The following is a 24,605-nucleotide window of genomic DNA, read 5'->3' on the forward strand; positions in this document are numbered from 1 at the left end:
CTTCACTCCGCTGCCGTGCGGGCCACAAGATCGGGCAGCGCATTCTGGGCAAACAGTTCATCAAAGCTCGGGATGGTGCCGAGCGCGTTACGGTTTTTGGCGTTTTGGTGCAGGATCCAGGAATAGGTGCCGGGGCTGTCCATGCTGAGGATATTGCGCATGGAAAGCGCGCGTTTGAAATCGCTCAGGCGTTTGTTGGCAACCAGCGTGGCAAGGCCCGCATCATCATAGTCTGCGACCGCAGATTTGGCGTGTTTCGACAGCGCCGCCATCAGCGCAAAGTCTTCGGTCAGCACCAGATTGCGCGCCGCCTTGTCACGGGCGATCTGATGTGCGTCTTTACCCACACGTTTTGCAGCAAGCGTCTGCGCCATTTCCATCACGACGTAGGAATTCACCAGGCGGAACATCTCTTCGGTGTCCATATCACCGTAATCCGGTGTCTTCCCCAGATGGACGGGGCGGCCGTTTTTCCAGGCCTGTTTCAGCTCAGAGACCTGATGCGCGGCAAGCGCCGTCGACAGCTCGTCAATCAGGTCTTTGCGCGATTTCGCTTTGAGGATCTCATCCGCGTCTTGGTACTGCAGCAGCGCTTTGGGCATGACCCAAGCCATGTTCTCTTGGGTGTGCTCCCAATCTTCGAGCAACTTGCGACCTTTGGCAGACCCAGTTGCGTCCACATGCCATTGCAGCATCTGATGCACGGCGTCGCGGTGGATTTCCGCCTCAGCTGAGCCATCGGTCAATGTGCCCATGAATACCGAGTCCCGGCTCAGCATTTCGGGCAGGCGGCCTTCGGGGTCATATTGATAGGCAAAACCACCAGACATGCCATTGCCGTAACCTTTGGAAAAACCACCAAGGTTCAAGATCGCGCCGTTGGTCATATATTCGGCGCAGAAATCCCCCACACCTTCAACAACGGCTGTTGCACCGGAATTGCGCACCGCAAAACGGTCACCGGCCTGACCTTCAACAAAGGTGCGCCCACCGGTTGCGCCAAACAGCGCGAAATTGCCGATCAGCACGTTTTCCGCAGCAGACCCACCACCCGGTGAGCGCACGATAATTTCACCGCCACAGGCACCTTTGCCAACACCGTCGTTGCAGGTGCCGGTGTGCTCCATCACCATGCCGTCGTTGCAAAAGGCTCCAAAGCTTTGACCGGCTGAACCCTGTGTCACAACCCGCACCGATTGCGGCTGCAGATAACGGCGACCACGCATATCCTGCAATGCCGCAGCGGGCAGGGTTTTTACCTCATGGTTCAGTATGCGTTCAATATCGATCGCAAGCTGGCCACCAACCGATTTGTTGCGATTGTTGAGCGGCTCATTTGGCATCAGCTCAATCTGGGTTTCATCGCTGTCAAACAGGCGCGCCTGCATCTGTTCCAGCAGGCGGTCATCCACCTCAAAGTCGCGCTCCAGATAGATCGGGTTTGCAACCGGGTTCTCTGGCACGCAGGTGAGCATATCACGCAGGTTCAGCTGCCCGACTGATGATGGGTGATCCAGCAGATGCAGAAGGTCAGAACGCCCACGGGCTTCTTCAAGGCTTTTGAGGCCAAGATCGGCAAGTATTTCGCGGGTTTCATGCGCAATGTTCAACAGGTATTGCGCCAGCGCGCGCGGGTCCCCATCAAACACTTCGGGGTTTGTGGTCAGACCCGCCGGGCATTTCACGTTGCAGTTCTTTGCCATGACGCATTTCAGCATCATCAGGGCCGTGGTGCCAAACTCAAAGCTGTCGCCGCCAAGCAGGGCACCTTTTACAACGTCGGTGCCGGTCTGCATTGCGCCGGAGCAGCGCAGAATAACCTTCTGGCGGATGCCATTTGCACAGAGCGCCTGATGTACCTCGGCGATGCCAATTTCCGCCGCACGGCCAGTGTATTTCAGCGACGTTACTGACGCCGCACCGGTGCCACCGGTATTGCCTGCGACGTTGATCACATCTGCGCCCGCTTTGGCGACGCCCACCGCAATGGTGCCGATGCCCTCGGATGATACCAATTTCACAACCACCCGAACCCGCGCCGCTTTGGCGTCGTGGATCAGCTGGCCCAGGTCTTCGATCGAATAGGTGTCATGGTGGGGTGGGGGGCTGATCAGCTCTACACCCGGTGTCCCGCCACGGGCGGCGGCGATTTCAACGGTGACCTTGGGCGCGGGCAGCTGGCCACCTTCGCCGGGTTTTGCACCCTGACCGATCTTGATTTCGATCTCTTCCAGGTTTGGTTCCGCCAGATAGCCCGCCCAGACCCCAAAACGGCCAGAGGCAAACTGTTTAATGCGTGACGCACGAATGGTGCCATAACGTGAGATATGCTCGCCGCCTTCGCCAGAGTTTGACATGCCGCCAACCATATTGGTGCCATGCGCCACCGCCTCATGGGCAGAGGCCACCAGCGCACCATGCGACATCGCACCAGATGCAAGGCGCGGGGTGATTGCAGAAGCCGGTTCAACCTCTTCCAACGGTAGGCGATCCAGAGCAGGGCGGAGGCGTGATACGTAATCCAACGCCCAGCCTTTAGCGGTGACATTCAAGGCATCACCGCTCACAGCGTGATCCAGAACATCATCGCCAAAACGTTCAACCAGGGTCTGGCGCAGCGCGTCCAAGCGGCCAATGTCTTTGGCTTTGGGGCCGGTTAGGCGCAGCACGAACTGATCATCAGACAGTTGTTCAACCTGAATGCCCCGGATCACAAAATCACGGTTGCCTTCACGGTTGAAGAGCATCATTTCCTTTTTGATATCAGAGACCTTGTCCATAAAGGTGATATCAGCCGGGAAGGCCAGCACATCGCGCAGGGCAGCCGGGCGTTGATGGCGTTCATCAGACATCATCCGGCTAAAGGCGCGATAGCCCGGAGTGATCGCAAAATGGTTGATCTTCTCGGTGCTCAGCTTGTCAAAGCTTGTGTTCACATAGCCGTCGTCGCTGATGCCAAAGGCGTCGTCCATCTGGCGCAGGGTCAACAGGCGCAGCGGGTCGTTTTCCTCGTCGCTGCCTTCATCGGCAAAGCTGATTTTTTCCTCGGTCAGATCAACAAAGCCACGCACCGCGATAGTGCCATAGCTGTGGCCCGCGCCCTCGGAACGTTCTTTAAAAAGGCCGAGCATAGGCACGTCGCTGTCGCTTACAACAGTAAGCGCGCGCTGGTGCCAATCCGCAACCGATTGGGCCACGGTGTCAAACCGCACGCCACCAACGGGGGATTTCATATTGGGCAGGTATTTTTTGAACACCCGGTCATTGGTGTCGAGGAAGTTCGGCTCAAAGAATTCACCGCCAGAATAGCTTTCGACGGTGCAAAGCCCAACCTTGCCCATGGTTTTCATCAGCGCCTTTTCGGCACCTTTTTTGAACTTTCCATAGGCCTCGATACATTTGTCGTTGGCACCAAACAGCTCTTCGGCGCGCATACGTACCCCCAGCGGGTAAACCGCAGCGGCCCCAAAGCCAAGCGCACAGGCGATGTGGTGCGAGGATGCGATCTGGCCGCTCTCCACCACCAGCGATACCTTCAGGCGCAGACCTTCTTCGATCAGGCGCTGGTTTACCGCCGACACCGCAAGGGTCATTGGCATGGCCGCGCGGTCTGATGCGATCTGGCGATCCGTCAGGATGGCGATACCGCCTTTTTCGCGGGCGAATTCCACCACGTCATCAGCGACTGCATCCAGCGCCGCTTCAAGTGCGGCCTCATTGGCGTCACCATCGCCGAAGACAGGGGTATAAAGAATGTCAAAGCGCGCCCAGGGGGTCAGATCCTGCGCTTTGATTTTCAGCATGTCAGACATGCGCAGAACTGGCGAATTGATCACGATCTGGCGCGAACGAGATTTGCCAAGATGTGGCTTTTCCCCTAGCGCCACACGCAAGGTCATACCATCTGCTTCGCGGATGGAATCAAGCGGCGGGTTGGTCACCTGTGCAAACCGCTGGCTGAAATATTTGGCAACGCCGCCCTCGGTATCAGACAATGCGTTGATAGCATTGCCGTATCCCATGGCTGAGACCTTCTCGACCCCGGTTTGTAGAACCGGATCCATCAGGAATTTGAAGCTCTCCTGGTTAAGCGTATAAGCCACATAGCGGGCGGGGCGCTCAAGGTCGCCTTCATAGCGCAGTGCCGCGGCCTTGGGATCACCTTCGGCATCTGGCAGCTCATCGACGTTTACGCGTGCCGCCTCAAGCAGGGCAGGGTAGTCCGCCTGCGCCGCTAGCAACTCAAGCGCTTCGCGGGTCTCAAATATTCGGTTCTGGCTGTGATCAAAATAGATCATGCCACCGGCTTCGACACGGCCACGGCGAATGACGCTTTCCGGTGCAAAGCTGATCTGGCCCGCTTCTGACATCACGGCAAGATATTCGCGGGTCTCAACCGAGCGCAGCGGACGCAGGCCCAGTCGATCCAGGCGGGCCCCGATGATATTACCATCGCCAAAGACAAGCGCGGCGGGGCCATCATTTTTCTCTTCCGAGAGAGAAAAAAATTCGAGCATCGCTTTGATGTCATCCGACAGCTGGGCGTCGTTTTCCCAGGCTGGTGGCATCATCGCAACAACGGCGGTCAACAGGTCAAGCCCTTCGTCAAACACCCGTGCGTTCAGGGTTTGGTCAAGGCGGCAGCTGTCAGACTGGCCTTTGGGGCGAATGATCGCCTTGGAACGCGCCAGTGCTATCGCGGCCTCGCTCAGGCGGTTTTTCTTGTCGGTGTTCAGCTCGCCATTGTGCGCCATCAGCCGGAACGGCTGCGCCATCGAGGGGTGCGGATCAGTGTTGGTCGAGAACCGCGTATGGAAATACATGGTATGCACCGCATGATCCGGGTCTGAGAGATCCTCATAATAGGGGATGATTTCCCAGGAATTCAGGCGGCCCTTAAATACCTGCGTGCGCGCAGACAGCGACAGCGGGTACAGCCCATCAAGCGATTTGTCGGTGTAGGCAACCGCTTCAATCGCCAAGAGCGCCTGGTGGATCTTGGCATCCAACTCAGCACCGCGCAGATTTTCGGGAGCAGAGAATACCCACTGGCGGATCGGCAGCTGCCATTTCACACCGCGTTCCCCAATGGCTGCGTTGTTGACTGGCACATCACGTGTCAGCAAAACTTCAAAGCCAAAGTCCGCCAAAGTGTCGCGTACAAACTCAGCCGTGCGTTCATGTTGCGACGCATCGGCGGGCATAAAGAAGTTGCCAACGCCAAAGGCACCCGCTTTCAGCTCTTGGCCCGTAAGTTTGCTGAAGAAATTCAACGACAGATCAACGGAAATGCCCGCGCCATCGCCAACACCTTCGGAGGACATCCCCCCGCGGTGTGGCACGGCGCAGAGGGCTTCGTGACCCTTCAACAAAAGATCGTGGGTTTGCTGGCCATCTTTACGTGTCAGAAAACCAACGCCGCAGGCGCTGTGTTCTTGGCTGGGATCATAAAGACCCGTGTTGATCATTTTATCGTACAATTCGCTCGCCTTTGGGTGGCCCGGTGGAGACTCATCCGGTCACAATGCGTGTCACCGTACAGAGCAATCGGGGCGTTCATGGATTTTGCGGGAGTCTGGCGAGGGTACGCTGCCGTTTCGGGGTACCAGTCTGCTTGACGAAGGATTTCTTAACTTGAAAAGCTGATTTTTTCAAGTCGGACGCAGATTTAAGAATGTCGTGACGGTTTAGTTTATTGTTTTTGTTTTATTATTTGGTCTGACAATTTTGTTTTGATACACTTGCGCAAGCAGAATTTTGGATGTGAACGTGCAGTTAGTTCTTATCTATCTGACCCGCTTTATAGCGCTGCAATGCACGTGCGATCAGTTCCGGCACCCCAGGCAATGCCCCAACCACCGGCAGTGTTTCCCCCCGAAAGCCAGCATATTCAAGCGCTTCGGGCACATCGTCCCGCACGTGGTCCCCGGCTTGTGCAAAGAATGGCACGCAAAAGCTTTGTTCTGGTAAGTGCCGTGCTGCATCGGCAATTGAGGGGGCCTGTTCTACAAAACCACAAGAAATCCGGGGGCCGGGCAGCGCTTTGCATAGGGCGCGCGCAAAGAAATAGGCCGCCGCCGCCGCCATCGGTCCACGTGCCGATCCATGCGCAGCGAGCAGGATGTCGATATTGTCGATCGTCCAGTTGTTTCTATCAGCGGCCTCTCGCATTGCCCGTGCGGCCAATGGGGCAAGATCTGCATCCAGCCCAAACGGGGGGGCTATGTTGACCTCAATCCCCTCCAGACGTTGCGGCAGAACCGATGTGGTGAAATATCCGCCCGACATAAAGAAAGGAAATACCACCGCATCTTTCTCTGCCACGGATTGAAGTTTTCCTGGCGTTGAAAGCGTCGCAGAGCGCACGTCCCATCCCTCCAGATGCTGCGCAACCTGAGCCGCAAGATCAGCCAGATCTTGTTCAGGCGCTTCGGGGGCAGATGGTTGACCATGTGCGGTCAGAATGGCAACAGGCACGGTGCACTCCGCTTTTGTATTGGGTCGCTCTTGATCGGGCGGTTGCGAGCATGCCGCCATATCTGATCGATAGGGCAGATCTCATAGCAAGCAAGCTCCTATATAGGAGCAAAAAAATACATGCGTAGCAAAAACTGAAGGTTTATCAGGTTGACCTTCGACAAAGCTTCACATAAATCACCCCCACTGCTGAGCGGGTATGGTGAAATGGTATCATAAGAGCCTTCCAAGCTTAAGGTGCGGGTTCGATTCCCGCTACCCGCTCCAGAATTTCCAAATATTTTGAACGGCGTATTTTAAAACCGCCGATATGACTGTTTTGGCGGTCCTAAATCGTTTGTGCGCGCTCTGGTTGGATGACGCTTTCGCAAAGCTTTCTTTCAAAGACACGATACTTTTGGCTTGCGCGGCACTTGGCCGCTTGACCTCCGGCGCAGGTGCCGCCATGAAAAAAATCTGATCGAAGTGGGATCGATAAGGGCTATTTTTGAACAGGGCCCCAAAGTGCAAAGGAGCCACCATGGCGCGACGACAGGCAGCACCCAATGCGCAAGAAGATCGTGAGGGATCCAAAAAAATAGGGATCCTGCGCGCGCTCTGGCCGTTCATGAAGCCTTATCGGTTGTTGATCCTTGGGGCGATGGCCGCGCTTGTTTTCACTGCCGGTGTGTCGCTGACGCTCCCATTGGCGGTGCGACGCGTGGTCGACAATTTCCGGTTTTCCGAAGCAGAGCTGCTGAATTACTATTTCCTCGCGGCTATGGGGATCGCGGCGCTGTTGGCGTTTGGGACCGGCCTGCGCTACGCCCTTGTTACCCGGCTGGGTGAACGGGTTGTCGCCGATATCCGCAAGGCAGTTTTTGATCGCGTGATCAGCATGAGCCCGGTTTTCTTTGAACGCATCCTGACAGGGGAAGTGCTGAGCCGGATCACCACCGATACAACCTTGCTGCAATCGGTTATTGGCTCATCCGCGTCAATTGCACTGCGCAATCTACTGATTTTCCTGGGTGGTATGGTGTTGATGCTGCTTACGTCAGCCAAGCTTACAATGCTGGTTTTGCTGATCGTGCCGGTTGTCGTGATCCCGATCATGACGCTAGGCCGGCGTTTGCGCAAAATCAGTCGTGAAAACCAAGACTGGATTGCGGCCTCTTCGGGCAATGCTGGCGAAGCGCTGGGGGCGGTGCAGACCGTGCAGGCCTTCACCCATGAAAGCATCAGCCGGAACGCATTTTCGGATCTCACGGAAACTGCCTATCGCAGCTCGCTGCAGCGTATCAGCACGCGCGCCTATTTGACTGTCATCGTGATTTTCCTCGTGTTCTCGGGGGTTGTTGGCGTTCTCTGGATCGGCGCAAATGATGTCCGCGCCGGTGAGATGACCGAAGGCACATTGGTGCAATTTGTGATCTATGCCGTATTGGTTGCGGGGTCGGTTGCAGCCCTTTCCGAAATCTGGAGCGAGCTTCAGCGTGCGGCGGGCGCCACCGAGCGTCTGGTTGAGCTGTTGGACACAAAAGACAGCATCACCGATCCTGTCGCGCCGAAATCCTTGCCCGCAGACCCGGCCGGACGTATCGAATTTGCCGATGTCACCTTTGAATACCCGGCTCGCCCTGGCACGCTTGCCCTTGATGCAGTGTCGCTGACAGTCGAGCCCGGCGAAACCGTGGCCTTTGTTGGCCCGTCCGGTGCCGGTAAAACCACCATCATCCAGATGCTGCAGCGCTACTATGATCCCAACAAGGGCGAAGTGCGCCTTGATGGGGTTGCCCTTAATCAGATGTTGCGCGCAGAGTTCCGCAAATCCATGGCGCTTGTGTCGCAGAGTCCGGTGATATTTGCCACATCGGCACGTGAAAACATCCGCTTTGGTCGTCCAGATGCCAGCGATGCTGAGATCGAAGCCGCCGCACGCGCCGCGGCAGCACATGATTTCATCACCGCACTTCCCGAAGGCTATGACAGTTTCCTGGGCGAGCGTGGTGTGATGCTTTCCGGTGGACAGAAGCAGCGTATTGCAATTGCGCGTGCGATATTGCGCGATGCGCCAGTGCTGCTTTTGGATGAAGCCACGTCTGCATTGGATGCGGAAAGCGAACGCCTTGTACAGGCTGCCGTGGATGAGCTGAGTCAGGACCGCACCACATTGGTGGTCGCCCACCGCCTTGCAACCGTCAAAAAGGCGGATCGCATTGTGGTGATGGAGGAAGGGCGCATTGTGGCCATCGGCAGCCATGATGAACTGGTGGCACAGGGCGGGCTTTATGCGCGGCTTGCGCGGCTCCAGTTCACCGATGGAATGGCCGCTGAATAGCACCCACGTCTAATAAGTGTGTATAATCCTTTCGCCACGCTTGTGAAGCTTGGCAAACTTCCGCAATTATGAAGACGCTGCAGCCAGTTTAAAGCCGCAGCGCCAAAATAAGGGAGGAGAGCAGCGCAATGGCATTTGCCACGGCCCAGGATTATTCGAATTTCGAAGCAGAAATGCCTTATGACGCGCGTGACATGCCCGAGACGCTCTATGCGCTTCTCAGTCGCACGGCGGCAAAGTTCCCCACACATAACGCGATGAGCTATCAGCTTTTGTCTGGGGCAAAGGACAAGGCAGAAACGCTGAACTGGCGTGAATTTCACGCGTGTGTCACCCAGGCTGCCAATATGTTTCGCGCCTTGGGGATCGGCGAAGATGACACCATCGCCTATGTGCTGCCAAACTGTCATGAGGCGCTGTATACCTTTCTGGGCGGCGCGGTTGCGGGCATCGTGAACCCGATCAACCCGCTGCTTGAACCGGAACAAATCGCGTCTATTTTGCGCGAAACCGGTGCCAAAGTTGTGGTGACGTTAAAGCCGTTTCCCAAAACCGATGTGCCGCAAAAAGTGGCCGAGGCTGTGCGCCACGCGCCGGGGGTGAACACGGTATTAGAGGTTGATTTAAACCGCTATCTGACGCCGCCAAAATCCTGGCTGGTGCCATTTTTGCGCCCCAAAATGAGCGGCAAGGAACATCTTGCCCACGCAGATTATCGTTGTTTCCGTGCCGAGATGCGCAAACATGCCACCACGCTGCAGTTCGCAGATAGCAGTGGAGATCGCACCGCCTGTTATTTCCATACTGGCGGCACCACGGGCATGCCCAAGGTGGCGCAGCATCGCTATTCCGGGTTGATCTATAATGGCTTTATCGGGTCCACCATGCTGTTCAACGAGGGGGACACCATCATGTGTCCCTTGCCGATGTTTCATGTGTTTGCCTGCCATGTGATTGTGATGTCGGCGCTCGCCTCGGGCGCGCATGTGGTGTTTCCAACGCCGCAGGGCTATCGCGGTGATGGGGTGTTTGACAATTTCTGGAAGCTGGTTGAGCGCTGGAAAATCTCTTTCATCATCACCGTGCCTACCGCAGTCTCTGCATTGATGCAGCGGCCGGTGGATGCGGATATTTCCTCGGTCAAAATTGCGTTTTCCGGCTCAGCTCCGATGCCAATGGAGCTGTTCAAACGCTTTGAAAGCACCTCGGGCGTCACCATCGTCGAAGGGTATGGCCTGACAGAAGCCACCTGCCTCGTGTCCTGCAACCCGGTAGAAGGGGAGAAACAGGTCGGCTCTGTCGGGGTTCCGTTCCCTTATACAGACATCAAAATCATTCAAAGCACAGATGATGGGCTGCAAGAGGTCCCGTTGGGTGAAGTCGGCGAAATCTGCGTTTCAAACCCCGGTGTTTATGTTGGCAAGACTTACACCGAAGTGGAAAAGAACCAGGATCTCTATTTTGGCGACCACCTGCGCACCGGGGATCTCGGTCGGATGGACGAGCAGGGGTATCTGTGGATCACCGGGCGTGCCAAGGATCTGATCATCCGCGGTGGCCACAATCTTGATCCGGCTGAAATCGAAGAGGCCGCGCTGAGCCATGAAGCGGTGGCCTTTGCTGGTGCCATTGGCCAGCCTGACGCCCACGCCGGGGAGCTGCCTTGCGCCTATGTGGAACTTGTCGAAGGTGCCAGCGTGACCGAGGCAGAGCTACTAGCGCACTGTAAAATCCACATCCATGAACGCGCGGCAGTGCCCAAACATATCACCATTTTGGATGCGCTGCCAAAAACTGCGGTGGGTAAAGTGTTCAAGCCAGATCTGCGCAAGCTGGCGATCACCCGGGTGTATAACGCAGCCCTTGAAAACGCGGGCCATGATGCGCGGGTGGGGCAGGTGATAGATGACAAGAAACGCGGCCTTGTGGCGCAGATCACCATGAACACCAGCGCATCCGAGGATGTACAACATGTTCTTGGTGATTTCACGCGCCCCTGGGAGGCGCTGTAACGCATCGGTGAATAGCCTCTTTTCACCGCGCTCGCGATGGCCTAACCTCAATGAACCTCTTGGGAGTGGGCGCGGTGAACTATGAAAAACTCATCGATGAAGAGACCTGGGCCTTTATTCGGCGCACAGATGAGCTTTTCCCGGACGAAGATCCCCCCGTTCCCTTAGATGAGCGCCGTCGCCTTTATGATGATTGGAGCTTGGCCTTTCGCGCCCGTCGCCCCGCTGGGGTGCAGACAAAAGATCTTGATGCGGGTGGGGTGCCTGCACGCAGCTATACCTTGGGCGATCCGACCTGCACGGTGGTGTTTTGTCATGGCGGTGGTTTTGCGCTTGGCGGCCTAGATAGCCACGATGATATCTGCGCAGACATCTGTGCAGAAACCGGCTATCGCGTGGTGGCGATTGACTACCGTCTTGCGCCCGAGCACCTGCATCCAGCCCCCTTTGACGATTGCTGGCGTGCCACAAGCTGGGTGATGGATCAGTTCGAAGGGGGGATTGTGCTTGTTGGCGATAGCGCTGGTGGCAATCTTTGCGCGGCTGTTGCACATCATGCACGTGGGCGTTTAACAGGGGTCTTAGGGCAAGTTCTGATCTATCCCCTGTTAGGACGCCAGATGGATACAGCGTCTTATCAGGAACATATGTCGGCGCCGATGCTTACACGCGCCGATCTGATCCATGTGGAAAAACAGCGCCTGAACGGTACGATCAACGACCCAGATCCAAGTTTCGCACCGCTGGAGGACGCGGATTTCACCGCATTGCCGCCAACGGTTGCATTTTCAGCCGATTGTGATCCGTTGCGTGATGATGCGCGGCTTTATGTTGAGAAACTGCAGGCCGCAGGCGGGCAGGCCCATTGGGTGAATGAGACCGGGCTTGTGCATTCTTACCTGCGCGCCCGTCACAAGGTACGCCGCGCAGCTGAAAGTTTTGAGCGTATTACAGTAGCTGTTGAAGCGCTGGGGCAGGGGGTTTGGTCCTGGGATGCGTGATGGGACGATGCGTAATCAGGCCTGATCGCTGTCGATCCAGATCGTTACTGGCCCGTCGTTGACAAGCGAGACTTTCATATCTGCTGCAAACTCTCCGGTTTCCACCGAAATACCTTCGCCACGTAAACGCTCCACAAAATCAACGTAGAGGCGTTTACCCTCTCCGGGGCGGGCAGCCGTGGAAAATCCTGGCCGATTGCCGCTTTTGGTATCCGCTGCCAGGGTGAACTGGCTGACAACCAAGGCGCTACCACCTTGATCTAGGACGGATTTGTTCATCTTTCCTGCATCATCGCGGAAGATGCGCATCTTTGCGATCTTGCGGGCGAGATAGGCGCTTTGCGTCTCGTTATCTCCATCCATCGCGCAGACCAGCACAAGCAGCCCGGCACCAATTTCGCCAATGGTTTCACCGTCTACTTTGACGGAGGCTTCAGCCACTCGCTGCACCAATGCCCGCATTTCGATCTTCCTTATTTGACGCCAGACACCAGCGCGACGCCGCCCAAAACCACCAGAGCCAGCAGCACTGCAAAAGCAATTTTCCAAGCAGAATACGGGCGTTCGCCCTGCACCCGGCCGGATTGCCCATTGACCACAAATCGATAGGTTTTGCCGCGGTATTTATAGGCCGCAAGCCACACAGGCAGCAGCACATGTTTAAACGTCACATCGCTGACTTCGGTGCGAAGCGCGTCGATACGCTGGCGATCGCCGCCAATGTCAAAACGCACATCGCGTTCAATCACCCGGTCCATTTTGGCGCGTGCCTCAACAAAACCTTCCTCGAGATCCACCACATAGGCCTCTGCGCGAAAGCCCGCGATATATTGCGGCTGGTAAGGTTCAAGCTGGGACAGATCCCAAGGTTCGAGCCCCTCAGTATTGCGTTTGGGGAGCGACTTTGACGCCAGCACCAACACATCATCAAAGAAACGCTGCACCCGGCCGGAAACCCCGGTCCAGCGGATTTTGGCAACCCGGCGTTTTTCGCTCTTGCCGTCAATCACCACACGTTCTTCGACGTAATAAACGGTGCCGCGTTGGCCGCGGTACTGGGTGCGGGTCTGGGCGTCATAGGTCCAGAAGGGCACGTAGATCCCATCCATCTTACGCCCTTTGCGCGCGTATTCCTGCAACCCGTTGGGGGCAAACCACAAACGGCCAAGCCAGTTTGTCATTGCCTTCTGGGCACTGCGTTCATCAAACACAAACGGCACCACGCCTTTGGGTTTGATATGGCGGTGCGCGCCGGTGTCGGCGACGACGGGTGTTGCGCAAAACGGGCATTCGCGGGCGTGGGTGCTTGGATCAAATTCCACCTGCGCCGCGCAGTTTGGACAGGCGCTGACACGGGTGATCTCCATTTCTACTTCGGGCAGGGCTTTGGCGACGGCGGCTTTGAAATCAAGCTCTTGCATCGCGTCGCCGCCCCAGGGTCCGGCCGCTGCTGTTGCCCGGATCTGGCTGGTGTGACCGCAATGATCACAGCTGAGCGCACCATTTTCAGGATGATAGCGATAGTCCGCCCCGCATTGTTCACAGGGGAAACGGTGGCTCTCTTCGGCCTCTTTTGGCAAGGGCGGTGGCAGCTGGCTCATTGGGATCTCGTGCTCGAACATAGGCGGTGACTTATCATCATCACCACCAACCAATCATACTGTGGTGTTATGCTTATGCGCCGGGGGGCGGTGGCGGCGGAGGGGGCGGCAAAATGGTGAAAAGCTGCGCAAGTTCTGCAACGTCTCCAGCTGCTTTCCAGCCGTCTTGGCCGGGCGTCCAGACCAATGTTGTGCGGGTCAATCCGCCTTCTTGTGCCATACGTCCCATGCGCGCTTTGGAATAAGGGCCAGTGGTTTGGCCATTTTCCGCGATATGCCAGACATGTTCGACCGGCGGCGGTGGGGGCGGTGCCACGGGCGCTGCGGGTTGCGCGGCAGCGGGCGCAGGACGTGCGCCCCATGGACCAGCGGCTGGACCCGCTGCCATGTTTTGTCCCATCGCCATGCCAATGCCCATGCCGATCCCTTCGCCCATGCCACTGCCGGGTGTTGTTGCAGCTGCTGTCATCGCTTCTGCTGCGGAAAACTGGGTATAGGCGCTCAGATCGCCGATAATGCCCATCTGGGTGCGCTTGTCCATTGCGGCTTCAACTGCGGGCGGCAATGAGATGTTTTCAATATACAGCTCGGGGATCTGCAGCCCATATTCCGCGATTGTGCTGGAAATCTCTGCCGCGATCAGCTTGCCCATGTCGCTGGTGTTGGCCGCCATATCAAGTACTGGAATGCGCGAGCTTGCCACCACGCGGCTGAATTCCTGCACAATAATATTACGCACCTGGAATGAAATCTCATCCATGGTGAATTCGCCATCGGTGCCGACGATCTCAGTCAGGAAGCGCGCAGGATCCACCACCCGCACACTATAGGTGCCAAAGGCCCGCAGACGCACGGGGCCAAACTCGGGATCGCGGCAGATGATCGGGTTTTTGGTGCCCCATTTCAGATCGTTAAACCGGGTGGTGTTGACAAAATACACTTCCGATTTGAACGGCGACTGAAACGCGTGATCCCAATGCTGCAGGCTGGTCATCACCGGCATATTGTTGGTTTCAAGCATATAAAGGCCGGGAGTGAACACATCCGCCAGCTGGCCTTCATGAATAAATACAGCCGCTTGCCCCTCACGCACCGTGAGCTTGGCGCCGTATTTGATTTCATGGCCTTCGCGCTCAAACCGCCAGACCATGGTATCGCGGGTGTCATCTACCCAATGGATAACATCAATGAACTGGCCTTTGAGGAAATCAAATATCGGCATGGTAGGCTCCTTTCTCGTGGATCGGATCTGGATTGTTTGGTGACCATGCGGGCAGGCATGGATGATTAGAGGCGTGCGCTTTGACCTGTGGCACAATGCTCATAGTTGATTTACCGCGGCAAGTTCTTCACCGGTTGGTTTTGGAGCAAAAAACTCTTTGGCAATCTCTTCGACAATGGGGCGCGCGTCTTCAGTGCTCATTCCCGGTTTAAGACGCGGATCATAAAGCATCTTAAGCAGCATTTCATCATGGCTGGTCAGACGGGCAAATTCATCATCGTCGTTAAATATCGACGGGCGCGCGCGGGGGCTGTCATTGCGCAGCCCCAACCCCTGCGCCACTTCTTCGTGCAGGCAGGCGCGGCGGGTCAGGGTTGGGTGTTCCGCCCGGATCAGCGCAACACCCTGGGAATAGGCAAACGGCGCAGACAGCGGTCCACCTGCAACAACAAGGCAGAAATAGATTTCGGGCGTGTTCACCAGCGTGTCGAGCTGTTCAGAATTGATGCTTGGCAATTGCCGGGTCACGGTTGCGCGAATGAAATCCTTGTCGTCCACGCTGGCGTAGATCACCTTGAAATTGCCACCCCGGTTCACGGTGGTAATCGGGTGGCCAGTGATCTTGCCAAGCCGCGCCCCATAGGCTTTTAGCTCAGCGCGATCGCGTTCGCGCTGTTCGGCAGAAACCGATGGGGCAAAGACCGGCTGCAATCGCACAGGCCCCTTCCAACGGCTGAGCGCGCCTTTGGTATCAACACCTTGGCGGAAATGCTCATCAAAAAACGCAATGGCTTCAAAGTTGCGGGCAAGATCGTCGGCATCATAGGGGGTATCGGGGCCGCCGCCGTCTTCACGTAGCAAACCACGGGTCAGAAGATCTTGCTGCAACACCCGATAGAAATTCACCAGCCGCTCGCTTTCGGCCGAAGGCTTTGGCGGTTCAATTTGCAGATTGCTGGGTCGCAACTTTGGCACCAGCGACACCTGCTGCCCGTTCTGGATGCATCCCATCGCCAACAACCCAACCGCCACAAGCGCCATAAAGAGCCTGCAACGGGGGAGAGCTTTGGCAATGGAATGTTTCAGCATCATAGGATTAGGCAGGCACCGCAGTGCCAGAGGTATAGCCAACCCCATCGCGACGCGCTTTTGCAGCCGCAAGGGTGTCGCGCAGATCCGCTTCCATCTGTTTCAGATCTTCTTCGGCTGCGGCGCGTTTGGCTTTGCCTTCGTCTGCGATTTGCAGGCTTTCCTGAATGGTGCCGATCAGATCCGCATTGGCCTGTTTCACCGCTTCAATGTCAAAGACGCCGCGCTCCATTTCCTGACGGATCACCTTGTTGCTTTCGCGCAGGTTTGCAGCATTCGATGTCAGCAGCTCATTGGTGAGATCATTTGCATCACGCACCGCTGCTGCAGCTTCGGCAGAACGTTGAATGGTCACGGCCTGCGCCAGCTGGGTTTCCCAGAGCGGCACGGTATTGACCAGCGTGGAGTTAATCTTGGTGACCAGAGATTTGTCGTTTTCCTGCACCAGGCGGATCGATGGCAGGGATTGCATTGTCACCTGACGGGTCAGTTTCAGATCATGCACCCGGCGTTCCAGATCATCACGCGCGGCGCGCAGATCGCGCAGCTCTTGCGCTTTCATGACCTGGTCGTTTTCGGGGGCTGCCTGAACTTCGGCCTCTTTGGCTGGGATGTCTTTGCTATCAAGCTCTTCAAGCTTGGCTTCGCCCGCAGCGATGTACAGCGCAAGTTCATCGTAGAAACCCAGCGTCTTATCATAGAGCAGATCAAGCGATTTGATGTCTTTCAGCAGTGTATGTTCATGCGCCAGAAGATCGTCGGTGATCTGGTCAATCTGACCCTGCACCGTCTCAAAGCGAGCGGTGAATTTTGCAAAAGGTGCCGCACGGCCCAGAATGCGTTCAAAAAATGTGGGCTTACGGCGCACGTCCAGCTCTGAAACCGAAAAGCCGCGAATGGTCGTCACGATACCGCGCAGGCTGTCACCGGCGGGGCCCACATCTTTGTTGCGAACGTCCTGCAGCATCGCCTGGCTGATTGTCTGCAGTTCTGCCTGCGCGCCAGAGCCAAAGGCGATAATCGAATTGGTGTTGGCCATATCGATCTCATCCATGCGCTTGCGGATCGCATCAGATGTTGGGGCATCGGCCTCGGCCAGCGGCTGAACCGCTTCAACGGGGATGGGCAGGGATGCTTCTGCCACTTCTCTTACCAGTACTTCTGCCTCGGCAGCTTTCTTTTGGATAATCTCAGACATTGAGTGGCTCCTCGTTGATATCAACTATTGTCCAGGCGAACGCCTTCACGCTGCAGGCGTTCGCGCAGCACTTCAATTTCCACAGTCAAATCGCTGCGGTCTTCCAGCAGCATCTTGCGATTGCGGGCGGCAAAATTCTGTTCCAGATCGTCGAGCAATGTAAGGTAATCACTGCGCGCCTGAGGATCCTGACTGCGCCCATAAATATCGGCAAACTTCACCGTCGCGTCGCGCGCCCCGAGCAGGTAGACGGTCAGGTACTTGCGCGCCGCAGTCAGATCACGCGGATCTTCTTCCACGGTGCGAAAGAGGTCACGCACCACTGATTGAAACTGTTCTACGCGGCTTTCAACCCGGCGATCCTGCGCCCGCAGGACTGCGTCACGCATGGCTTCCAGGTGGGTTTCGGCCTCGTCAATCACACGCGCAACTCGGCTTTGCTGAAATTCATCAATGCCTTCAACGCCCTTATTGCTGAGCGGGTCAAACCCAAAGGCCGCGAGATGCAGCCCGACGGCGGCCAATGCATAGACCGCTGCGATGATCGCACCGGGTTCTGCCTTCCAGGCGGCAAAGCCTGCGCCAATGCCAACCAAAACGGCTGCGAGTATCTTGCGCGGCAGAGCAGGGCGTTTGGCAACCCGGCGTTCATTATATGCAGCCTCAGCCTTGAGACCTTCGCGCAGCATCATCCAGGCTGCGGCCCATGACGCGGCACCCAAAAGTCCAAATGCCATGCCGCTTGCGCCTGAAAACAGCGAGAAAAATAACAATAGCGCAACGGGTACCGACATGAGATTGGCACGCAGACCAATTGGATTGATGCGGGCATTCTTAAACGGATTGCGCGGCGAGGGGGCGCTGTTGTTTGGCGCACCATCCGGGCTGTGTTTACCACCAAATCGCTGTGCCATGAGGTCAGCCCCCCACGATCCAGCCGGTGCTCAGCCCGACCAACAGCAAAAGCAGCGCAATAAACGCAAGATTACGCACGAAATGTCACTCCCCACCTTGTGGGTTTTACCCCGTTCTTACGCAGAAAGGTAAGCGAAGGAAGGTCACGTTTCTAGGGGGAAGCTTGGCGCAAACTGCTCAGCGGCGGGGATTTTTACCGTTTGGCGAATTTTTGCCACGCCCTTGTGCGCCGCGTCCGGCTGATTTTGTGCTGTCACTTGATTTACGGCGCAGGCTTGCAGATGGGTCTGCTGTCTTGCGGGAGTTGCCACGTGATTGCGCGGCTGTGCCATCTGAGCGATCTCGGAAAGTTTTCCCTGCCGCAGGCTTGGCAGAACTTGGTTTGCCAAGACCAGGCTTGCCAGTACCAGGCCTGCCAGTGCCAGCCTTTCCAAGGCCAGGCTTTCCGGGTCCGGGTTTGCCAGAACCGGGCCGACCGGAACCGGGTCTACCAGAATCGGATCTGCCTGACGTGGACTTGCCGACAAAAGGCTTTCCTGATTGGGCCTTCTTAAAAGGAGGTTTACCTTTGCGCGTTGGGCGCAGCTGCTTAGGCTCATCCGGTTCTTGCAGGCCCAATTGGTCACGCATGACCCGGCGGCGCACTTCTTCTACTTCTCCAGGCTTTAGATCGCCAAGCTGGAACGGACCATAAGACAGCCGCAACAGCCGGTTCACCGGGAAGCCGATGTCTTCCATCGCGCGGCGGATTTCGCGGTTCCTGCCTTCACGCAGACCCACGGTGACCCAGGCGTTTGCACCTTGCTGGCGATCCAATGTGACCTGCATCGGCTGGAAACGTTCACCATCGATCACAAGCCCCTTGCGCAAGGGTTCAAACGCTTCATCCTTGGGGCGACCATTGATGCGCACGCGGTAGCGGCGCAGCCAGCCGGTTTCTGGCAGCTCCAGCTTACGTTTCAAGCCGCCATCATTGGTCAGCAGCAACAAACCTTCGGAATTAATGTCAAGCCGCCCAACCGTCATCACCCGCGGCAGGTCTTCGGGCAGCTCGTCAAAAATGGTGGTGCGACCCTTTTCATCAGAATTGGTCGTCACCAGGCCAATGGGTTTGTAATACAGCCACAGACGTGCCTCTTCTGCCTCGGGCAGGGGATTGCCATCCACGCTGATCCGATCTTGCGTCGTCACATTCAGCGCAGGGCTTTCGATAACCTTGCCATTGACGCTCACGCGCCCCTCCGTAATCATGCGTTCCGCCTCCCGGCGCGAGGCCACGCCAGCGCGCGACAGCACTTTGGCGATCCGATCGCCTTCGGGGGATTGGGGGGTGGTGTTGTCTTTGGGGGCAGGTTTCTGTGTCATGAACCCGCCATAGAACATTCCCGCGGCTTGCGAAAGCATCCATTCTGGGGCAGGGAGGTTTCATGCAGTTCACGTCATTCATGGATCAGGCCCTAGATGAGGCGCGAAAAGCCGGAGCACGCGGCGAAGTTCCCGTGGGCGCGGTGCTTGTTTCTGCCTCCGGGGTGGTGGTGGCCGCCGCAGGAAACCGCACCCGTGAACTGAACGATCCGACCGCCCACGCGGAAATGCTGGTGATCCGCGCGGCCTGTGCCACATTGGGGCGCGAACGGTTGCAGGATCATGATCTCTACGTGACGCTTGAACCCTGTGCCATGTGCGCCGCCGCGATAGCTGCCGCCCGCCTGCGTCGGGTGTATTATGGCGCATCAGATCCCAAATCCGGTGGTGTCGCCCATGGGGCCTGCGTGTTTGATCATCCGCAATCCCACCATATGCCCGAAGTCTATGAAGGCCTTGCCGAAGGGGAGGCCGCCGCGCTGTTGCGGGAGTTCTTTGCAAAGAAGCGGGATTTGGGATGAGCCTAAGATAAGGCTGAACCGCTATCGCACGCGAAAAGACGGCAAATTGCCTATCACCTCTTGATTTGCATAGGTCAGTTGTCCTACCACCTGTATAGGTCAATTGCCCTAGGATTCTTGTGCTATGTCAACACGTGAAAAAATTGCGGCGTCTGCGGATGATCTCTTTTATGAGCAGGGGTTCGAGGCCACGTCTTTTGCCGATATCGCGTCAGATGTTGGGATTTCTCGTGGGAACTTCTACCATCATTTCAAAGCCAAAGATGACATCCTTGATGCGGTGATCGACCGTCGAATTGTCAAAACCCAGAAAATGCTGGAAAGCTGGGATGCTGACGGCAAAACTCCGCTGGAGCGGATTGGCTGTTTCATCCGCATCCTTATTCGCAATCGGGCCAAGATCACCAATTACGGCTGTCCGGTGGGGACTTTGGTGTCAGAGCTCGGCAAGCTGAACCATGTGGGGCAATCCCGTGCCAATGCGCTGTTTTCAATGTTTTCGGATTGGCTGGTCGAGCAGTTTCGCGCCTTGGGCTGCAATGATGAGGACGCCCTGAAACACGCGCGCCATTTGCTGGCGCGCAGTCAGGGTGTGGCGACGCTATCGCAGGCGTTGCGTGATGATGCGTTTATCGAGTCTGAAGTTGATTTGATGCTTGAATACGCTGCTGCGGCAGCGCCAAAATAAGGAATTTGAATATGTTTGTTGTCTTTTTGAAGTTTGGCCAAAACCGTGCTGCCGCCGGGGATCATATGGAAGGTCACAAGGCCTGGATCGGGCAGGGGTTTGAACGCGGAATTTTTCTAGCTGTTGGCAGCCTTGCGGACAAACAAGGCGGCGGGATCTGGGCGCATAATTGCACCGCCGAAGAGCTGGAAGCCTTTGTCAAAGAAGACCCGTTTGTTGTGCATGATGTGGTTGCGCCAGAAATCACTGAAATCCTCCCCGCGCGCCTTGATGATCGTCTGTCGTTTTTGAAAGACGCATAAATGGCTGAACTATACCTGGCGCCGGATGGTGAATATCGCTGCAAATGGGCAGGGGGCGCACCTGGCTTTCTGGAATACCACGATACCGAGTGGGGTTTTCCGGTTGGTGATGACATCCGCCTGTTTGAAAAAGTCTGTCTGGAAAGCTTTCAATCGGGCCTAAGCTGGCGCACTATTCTGGAAAAGCGGGAGAATTTCCGCGCAGCTTTTCAGGGGTTTGACTATCGCAAAGTGGCGCAGTTTGACGACAGCGATGTTGAACGCCTGCTGCAGGACAAAGGCATTGTGCGTCATCGTGGTAAAATCAACGCGGTGATCAATAATGCCGCCCGCGCGATTGAACTGGAAGCAGAGGCCGGGAGCCTTGCGGCGTTTTTCTGGTCGTTTGAACCGGATCCCGAAACCCTGCCGCCGCCGCAAAGCCAGACCACCAGCGCCGAATCTGTTGCGCTTTCAAAAGCGCTCAAGAAACGCGGATGGAAATTCGTCGGCCCCACCACCTGCTTTGCCTTCATTCAGGCGATGGGGCTGATCAATGATCACTCCGAAGGCTGTATCATTCGCCCGCGTGTCGAAGCTGCGCGGGCGAAGTTCGTCCGGCCTCAGCTCAAAGCGTGATTGGTTTTAATACGTCTGGTTCCACCACTTCCACATCGGGCAGGGCGCTGATGAGTTCTTCGGCGCTCTGCTCAAGCAGGGGGAAGGTTTTATAGTGGCAGGGGATCAGGGTTTTGAAATTGAAATAGCGCTTGGCCGCATAGGCCGCACCTTTCATGCCCATGGTGAAATGGCCTCCGGCGCTCAGAATGCCGATTTCGGGTTTGTAGAAATCTCCCATCCATTCCATATCGGCCATAATATCCGTGTCGCCTGAGACATAGACAGTTTTGCCTTCGAGGGTGATCATAAATCCAACCTCGGATCCGGCCGTCTTCAGCCCCTCGGGCGTGCCAAAGGTCGAACTGTGCGAGGCTGCAACCATTGAAACCGTGATGCCATCCAGATCGACGGTGCCGCCTTTGTTGAAACCAATGGTTTCGATACCTTCAGCATCTGACCAATGGGCCATCAGATCGTATTGCCCCACAACCGGCACGTTCAGCCGCTTGGCGAGACCAACAATATCGGCTGAGTGATCAAAATGCGCATGGGTCAGCAGGATATGGGTTGCCCCTTTCAGCGCGTCTTCGTGTTGATCTTCGGCCAACATCGGATTGCCGGTGAGCCAGGGATCAATCAACAGAACCTTGTCCGCGCTTTCAATTCGAAAACTAGCATGCCCCAGCCAGATAATATTCATAGCGTCTTTCTCCATTTTGGACCTAGGATGATCCAGACATCTGCAAGGAGAACTCTATGCAGCTTACGGGATATGTCGATGCCTATTGTGAACGCCTAAGCCCGCATTACTGGGCGGAACCGGTGAATGCCTTGACCAATGCTGCCTTTGTGATCGCAGCGGTGCTGGTTTGGATCCTTGAGCGGCGCGCGCCCGCACCGATGATGCGGGTGCTGTGCGCGGTTTTGGCGCTGATCGGGGTGGGGAGCTATCTGTTTCACACCCACGCATTGATTTGGGCGATGATTGCAGATGTAACGCCTATTGCGCTTTTTGTGCTGATTTATGTTTTTGCGATCAATCGCGACATTTTGTGCCTGCGCCCGGTGCGGGCTTACGGCCTCACCGCGCTGTTTTTCCCGTATTATGCGCTGACACTGCCGCTGTTTCAGATGCTGCCCGGTTTGGGCAGTTCTGCCGTCTATGGTCCGGTGCCGTTGCTGATTGTGCTCTATGCGCTGGTGCTGTGGCACAAAAAGCCGCTTTTGGCGCGGGGCTTCATCTATGGCGCTGCTATTTTGGTACTGTCACTGACGTTTCGCACCCTGGATGAGCCGCTGTGCCAGGTCTTTCCGCTTGGCACCCATTTCCTGTGGCATATCCTAAATGGGGTGATGCTGGGCTGGATGATTGTGGCCTATGGGCGCGCATGGCGGGCACAAAGCGGGGATCAGGCGTAGCCAACCCTTGCAGCGCGCGCGCGCGGGCGGTAAATGCCAGATAACACAGATGAGGGTAATCCATGTCGATTGACCAAAACACCGCCGCCAAAGTGGCGAAACTGGCCCGGATCAAGGTCGAAGAGGATGCGCTGCCAGCGCTGTCCAATGAGTTCAACAACATCCTTGGCTTTATCGAACAGCTGAATGAAGTGGATGTTGAAGGGGTAGAACCAATGACCTCGGTCACACCGCAGCGCCTGAAGCGCCGTGAAGATGTGGTCAACGACGGCAACCAGCAGGACAAGGTGCTGGCCAATGCGCCAGATGCGCGCGAAGGCTTCTTTGCGGTTCCGAAGGTGGTGGAGTAAGACATGACTGAACTGAATAAACTTGGCCTTGCTGAGGCCCGCGACCTGCTGCGTAAAGGTGAAACCACCTCCGTTGAGCTGACCAAGGCTTGCATCACCGCAATTGACGGCTCTGATGCGCTGAACGCTTATGTGCATAAAACCCCGGAAATCGCGCTTGAGCGTGCAAAAGCTGCGGATGCCCGCCTGAAACAGGGCGACGCGCCTGCCATGTGTGGCCTGCCCATCGGCATCAAAGACGTGTTCTGCACCGAAGGGGTCGACAGCCAGGCTGGTTCAAACATCCTGAAAGGCTTCAAGCCGGAATATGAATCCACAGTCACCCAGAACCTGCGCGATGCAGGTGCGGTGATGCTTGGCAAGCTCAACATGGATGAGTTTGCGATGGGGTCTTCAAACGAGAGCTCATGCTACGGCGCAGCCGTTAACCCGTGGAAACGCGATGGCGACGATACACCGCTTACACCTGGTGGCTCTTCGGGTGGCTCTTCTGCGGCTGTTGCTGCGGATCTGTGTCTGGCGGCAACCGGCACCGATACCGGCGGCTCGATCCGTCAGCCTGCGGCCTTTACCGGCACTGTTGGGATTAAACCCACTTACGGTCGCTGCTCGCGCTGGGGGGTGGTGTCTTACGCCTCTTCGCTGGATCAGGCTGGCCCGATGACCAAAACAGTACGCGATGCGGCCATCATGCTGGGCGCAATGGCAGGGCACGACCCCAAAGACAGTACCTCTGCTGATCTTGCTGTGCCGGATTTCGAGGCGATGCTGACCGGTGACATCCGTGGCAAGAAAATCGGCCTGCCCAAGGAATACCGCGTTGATGGCATGCCTGCCTCCATTGAAAAACTGTGGAACGAAGGCGCCGAAAAGCTAAAAGATGCCGGCGCTGAAATCGTCGATATTTCGCTGCCGCACACAAAATACGCGCTGCCAGCCTATTATGTGATTGCACCTGCTGAAGCGTCGTCAAACCTCGCACGTTATGATGGGGTTCGCTATGGCCAGCGCAGCACGCTTGACGCGGGTGACGGCATCACCGAGATGTATGAAAAAACCCGTGCCGCAGGGTTTGGCCCAGAAACCCAGCGCCGTATCATGGTTGGCACCTATGTGCTGTCTGCCGGTTTCTATGACGCCTATTACAACCGCGCGCGCCGGGTCCGTACATTGATCAAGAAAGACTTTGAAGACGCGTTTGCAGCGGGCATCGATGCAATCCTTGCGCCGGTCACACCTTCGCCAGCCTTTGGTCTGGGTGACATGGCCTCGGCAGATCCGGTGGAAATGTATCTGCAGGATGTCTTCTCGGTCACGCTGAACCTTGCCGGTCTTCCGGGGGTTGCCGTGCCTGCTGGCCTCAACAGCCAGGGCCTGCCACTGGGGCTTCAGCTCATTGGCAAACCTTGGGAAGAGGGCGATCTGCTGAACACCGCCTACGCGTTGGAACAGGCCACTGGTTTTGTGGCCAAGCCATCGAAATGGTGGTAATCACCGCTGTAGGTCATAACATATAGGTCTTTCC

20 protein-coding genes and 1 tRNA gene are annotated in these 24,605 nt (G+C 56.6%); 11 read left to right on the forward strand and 10 right to left on the reverse strand.

Annotated features, from left to right (window positions below; all coding sequences use genetic code 11):
- Window positions 1-2: 2 nt before the first annotated feature.
- Window positions 3-5,480 carry a glutamate synthase-related protein gene (locus GG681_RS08925; RefSeq protein ID WP_235899826.1) on the reverse strand — a complete coding sequence of 1,826 codons (5,478 nt, stop codon included), beginning with the start codon at window positions 5,478-5,480 and terminating at the stop codon, window positions 3-5.
- Window positions 5,481-5,775: 295 nt separating this feature from the next.
- Window positions 5,776-6,477 carry a CbiX/SirB N-terminal domain-containing protein gene (locus GG681_RS08930; protein ID WP_328593320.1) on the reverse strand — a complete coding sequence of 234 codons (702 nt, stop codon included), beginning with the start codon at window positions 6,475-6,477 and terminating at the stop codon, window positions 5,776-5,778.
- Window positions 6,478-6,670: 193 nt separating this feature from the next.
- Between GG681_RS08930 and GG681_RS08935 the strand changes: the two genes are divergently transcribed.
- The 4 genes from GG681_RS08935 to GG681_RS08950 all read left to right on the forward strand — a co-directional run bounded on the left by GG681_RS08935 (window position 6,671) and on the right by GG681_RS08950 (window position 11,810).
- Window positions 6,671-6,744, forward strand: a tRNA-Gly gene (locus GG681_RS08935).
- Between the two features lie 253 nt (window positions 6,745-6,997).
- The gene (locus GG681_RS08940) at window positions 6,998-8,797 is read left to right on the forward strand and encodes an ABC transporter transmembrane domain-containing protein (RefSeq protein ID WP_153547275.1); all 1,800 of its coding nucleotides are present in this window, start codon (window positions 6,998-7,000) and stop codon (window positions 8,795-8,797) included.
- Between the two features lie 128 nt (window positions 8,798-8,925).
- Complete coding sequence (locus GG681_RS08945; RefSeq protein WP_153547277.1) at window positions 8,926-10,809, forward strand: acyl-CoA synthetase; 1,884 nt, start codon at window positions 8,926-8,928, stop codon at window positions 10,807-10,809.
- A 74-nt stretch (window positions 10,810-10,883) separates the two neighbouring features.
- The gene (locus GG681_RS08950) at window positions 10,884-11,810 is read left to right on the forward strand and encodes an alpha/beta hydrolase (RefSeq protein ID WP_328593337.1); all 927 of its coding nucleotides are present in this window, start codon (window positions 10,884-10,886) and stop codon (window positions 11,808-11,810) included.
- A 15-nt stretch (window positions 11,811-11,825) separates the two neighbouring features.
- Here the strand turns inward: GG681_RS08950 and dtd are convergent, their stop codons facing one another.
- The 7 genes from dtd to GG681_RS08985 form a co-directional block, all read right to left on the reverse strand.
- Window positions 11,826-12,272 carry a D-aminoacyl-tRNA deacylase gene (gene dtd / locus GG681_RS08955; protein ID WP_153547281.1) on the reverse strand — a complete coding sequence of 149 codons (447 nt, stop codon included), beginning with the start codon at window positions 12,270-12,272 and terminating at the stop codon, window positions 11,826-11,828.
- A gap of 11 nt (window positions 12,273-12,283) precedes the next feature.
- On the reverse strand, window positions 12,284-13,411 hold the full coding sequence (locus GG681_RS08960) for a TFIIB-type zinc finger domain-containing protein (RefSeq protein ID WP_153547283.1): 1,128 nt from the start codon (window positions 13,409-13,411) through the stop codon (window positions 12,284-12,286).
- A gap of 73 nt (window positions 13,412-13,484) precedes the next feature.
- On the reverse strand, window positions 13,485-14,633 hold the full coding sequence (locus GG681_RS08965; protein ID WP_153547285.1) for an SPFH domain-containing protein: 1,149 nt from the start codon (window positions 14,631-14,633) through the stop codon (window positions 13,485-13,487).
- Between the two features lie 99 nt (window positions 14,634-14,732).
- Complete coding sequence (locus GG681_RS08970; RefSeq protein ID WP_235899829.1) at window positions 14,733-15,674, reverse strand: DUF2927 domain-containing protein; 942 nt, start codon at window positions 15,672-15,674, stop codon at window positions 14,733-14,735.
- A 55-nt stretch (window positions 15,675-15,729) separates the two neighbouring features.
- The gene (locus tag GG681_RS08975; RefSeq protein WP_153547287.1) at window positions 15,730-16,920 is read right to left on the reverse strand and encodes a toxic anion resistance protein; all 1,191 of its coding nucleotides are present in this window, start codon (window positions 16,918-16,920) and stop codon (window positions 15,730-15,732) included.
- A gap of 20 nt (window positions 16,921-16,940) precedes the next feature.
- The gene (locus GG681_RS08980; RefSeq protein WP_153547289.1) at window positions 16,941-17,834 is read right to left on the reverse strand and encodes a 5-bromo-4-chloroindolyl phosphate hydrolysis family protein; all 894 of its coding nucleotides are present in this window, start codon (window positions 17,832-17,834) and stop codon (window positions 16,941-16,943) included.
- Window positions 17,835-18,012: 178 nt separating this feature from the next.
- Entirely contained in the window at window positions 18,013-19,200 is a 1,188-nt protein-coding gene (locus tag GG681_RS08985; protein WP_235899831.1) for a pseudouridine synthase, read from the reverse strand.
- Window positions 19,201-19,262: 62 nt separating this feature from the next.
- Here GG681_RS08985 and GG681_RS08990 point away from each other — a divergent pair, with 62 nt between their 5' ends.
- From GG681_RS08990 to GG681_RS09005, 4 genes are all read left to right on the forward strand, one after another.
- Window positions 19,263-19,721: a nucleoside deaminase gene (locus tag GG681_RS08990; protein WP_153547293.1), complete on the forward strand. Its 459-nt coding sequence runs from the start codon at window positions 19,263-19,265 to the stop codon at window positions 19,719-19,721.
- Between the two features lie 124 nt (window positions 19,722-19,845).
- Window positions 19,846-20,409: a TetR/AcrR family transcriptional regulator gene (locus GG681_RS08995; RefSeq protein ID WP_153547295.1), complete on the forward strand. Its 564-nt coding sequence runs from the start codon at window positions 19,846-19,848 to the stop codon at window positions 20,407-20,409.
- 11 nt (window positions 20,410-20,420) lie between these two features.
- Complete coding sequence (locus tag GG681_RS09000; RefSeq protein WP_153547297.1) at window positions 20,421-20,711, forward strand: YciI family protein; 291 nt, start codon at window positions 20,421-20,423, stop codon at window positions 20,709-20,711.
- On the forward strand, window positions 20,712-21,329 hold the full coding sequence (locus GG681_RS09005; RefSeq protein WP_153547299.1) for a DNA-3-methyladenine glycosylase I: 618 nt from the start codon (window positions 20,712-20,714) through the stop codon (window positions 21,327-21,329).
- Here GG681_RS09005 and GG681_RS09010 read toward each other — a convergent pair.
- Window positions 21,319-22,011, reverse strand: coding sequence for a metal-dependent hydrolase (locus GG681_RS09010; RefSeq protein WP_153547301.1), 693 nt, complete (start codon window positions 22,009-22,011; stop codon window positions 21,319-21,321). The two genes, GG681_RS09005 and GG681_RS09010, sit on opposite strands and share 11 nt — an antisense overlap.
- Window positions 22,012-22,067: 56 nt before the next feature.
- Between GG681_RS09010 and GG681_RS09015 the strand changes: the two genes are divergently transcribed.
- From GG681_RS09015 to gatA, 3 genes are all read left to right on the forward strand, one after another.
- Window positions 22,068-22,730, forward strand: coding sequence for a ceramidase domain-containing protein (locus GG681_RS09015; protein ID WP_153547303.1), 663 nt, complete (start codon window positions 22,068-22,070; stop codon window positions 22,728-22,730).
- Window positions 22,731-22,792: 62 nt separating this feature from the next.
- Window positions 22,793-23,080: an Asp-tRNA(Asn)/Glu-tRNA(Gln) amidotransferase subunit GatC gene (gene gatC, locus GG681_RS09020; RefSeq protein WP_153547305.1), complete on the forward strand. Its 288-nt coding sequence runs from the start codon at window positions 22,793-22,795 to the stop codon at window positions 23,078-23,080.
- 3 nt (window positions 23,081-23,083) lie between these two features.
- Window positions 23,084-24,571 carry an Asp-tRNA(Asn)/Glu-tRNA(Gln) amidotransferase subunit GatA gene (gene gatA, locus GG681_RS09025; RefSeq protein ID WP_153547307.1) on the forward strand — a complete coding sequence of 496 codons (1,488 nt, stop codon included), beginning with the start codon at window positions 23,084-23,086 and terminating at the stop codon, window positions 24,569-24,571.
- Window positions 24,572-24,605 lie beyond the last annotated feature (34 nt).

The sequence above is a fragment of the Tritonibacter aquimaris genome (genome assembly GCF_009617595.1).
Classification (GTDB): Bacteria; Pseudomonadota; Alphaproteobacteria; order Rhodobacterales; family Rhodobacteraceae; genus Epibacterium; species Epibacterium aquimaris.

Excerpts from the sequence above, each read along its gene's own strand:
- gatA (WP_153547307.1), top strand. The coding sequence starts at position 23,084 with ATGACTGAACTGAATAAACTTGGCCTTGCTGAGGCCCGCGACCTGCTG.
- GG681_RS08980 (WP_153547289.1), bottom strand. The coding sequence starts at position 17,834 with ATGGCACAGCGATTTGGTGGTAAACACAGCCCGGATGGTGCGCCAAAC.
- GG681_RS09005 (WP_153547299.1), top strand. The coding sequence starts at position 20,712 with ATGGCTGAACTATACCTGGCGCCGGATGGTGAATATCGCTGCAAATGG.
- GG681_RS08940 (WP_153547275.1), top strand. The coding sequence starts at position 6,998 with ATGGCGCGACGACAGGCAGCACCCAATGCGCAAGAAGATCGTGAGGGA.
- GG681_RS08965 (WP_153547285.1), bottom strand. The coding sequence starts at position 14,633 with ATGCCGATATTTGATTTCCTCAAAGGCCAGTTCATTGATGTTATCCAT.
- GG681_RS08990 (WP_153547293.1), top strand. The coding sequence starts at position 19,263 with ATGCAGTTCACGTCATTCATGGATCAGGCCCTAGATGAGGCGCGAAAA.
- GG681_RS08995 (WP_153547295.1), top strand. The coding sequence starts at position 19,846 with ATGTCAACACGTGAAAAAATTGCGGCGTCTGCGGATGATCTCTTTTAT.
- gatC (WP_153547305.1), top strand. The coding sequence starts at position 22,793 with ATGTCGATTGACCAAAACACCGCCGCCAAAGTGGCGAAACTGGCCCGG.
- dtd (WP_153547281.1), bottom strand. The coding sequence starts at position 12,272 with ATGCGGGCATTGGTGCAGCGAGTGGCTGAAGCCTCCGTCAAAGTAGAC.
- GG681_RS08970 (WP_235899829.1), bottom strand. The coding sequence starts at position 15,674 with ATGGCGCTTGTGGCGGTTGGGTTGTTGGCGATGGGATGCATCCAGAAC.
- GG681_RS08945 (WP_153547277.1), top strand. The coding sequence starts at position 8,926 with ATGGCATTTGCCACGGCCCAGGATTATTCGAATTTCGAAGCAGAAATG.
- GG681_RS08985 (WP_235899831.1), bottom strand. The coding sequence starts at position 19,200 with ATGACACAGAAACCTGCCCCCAAAGACAACACCACCCCCCAATCCCCC.
- GG681_RS08975 (WP_153547287.1), bottom strand. The coding sequence starts at position 16,920 with ATGTCTGAGATTATCCAAAAGAAAGCTGCCGAGGCAGAAGTACTGGTA.
- GG681_RS08960 (WP_153547283.1), bottom strand. The coding sequence starts at position 13,411 with ATGAGCCAGCTGCCACCGCCCTTGCCAAAAGAGGCCGAAGAGAGCCAC.
- GG681_RS09015 (WP_153547303.1), top strand. The coding sequence starts at position 22,068 with ATGCAGCTTACGGGATATGTCGATGCCTATTGTGAACGCCTAAGCCCG.
- GG681_RS09010 (WP_153547301.1), bottom strand. The coding sequence starts at position 22,011 with ATGAATATTATCTGGCTGGGGCATGCTAGTTTTCGAATTGAAAGCGCG.
- GG681_RS09000 (WP_153547297.1), top strand. The coding sequence starts at position 20,421 with ATGTTTGTTGTCTTTTTGAAGTTTGGCCAAAACCGTGCTGCCGCCGGG.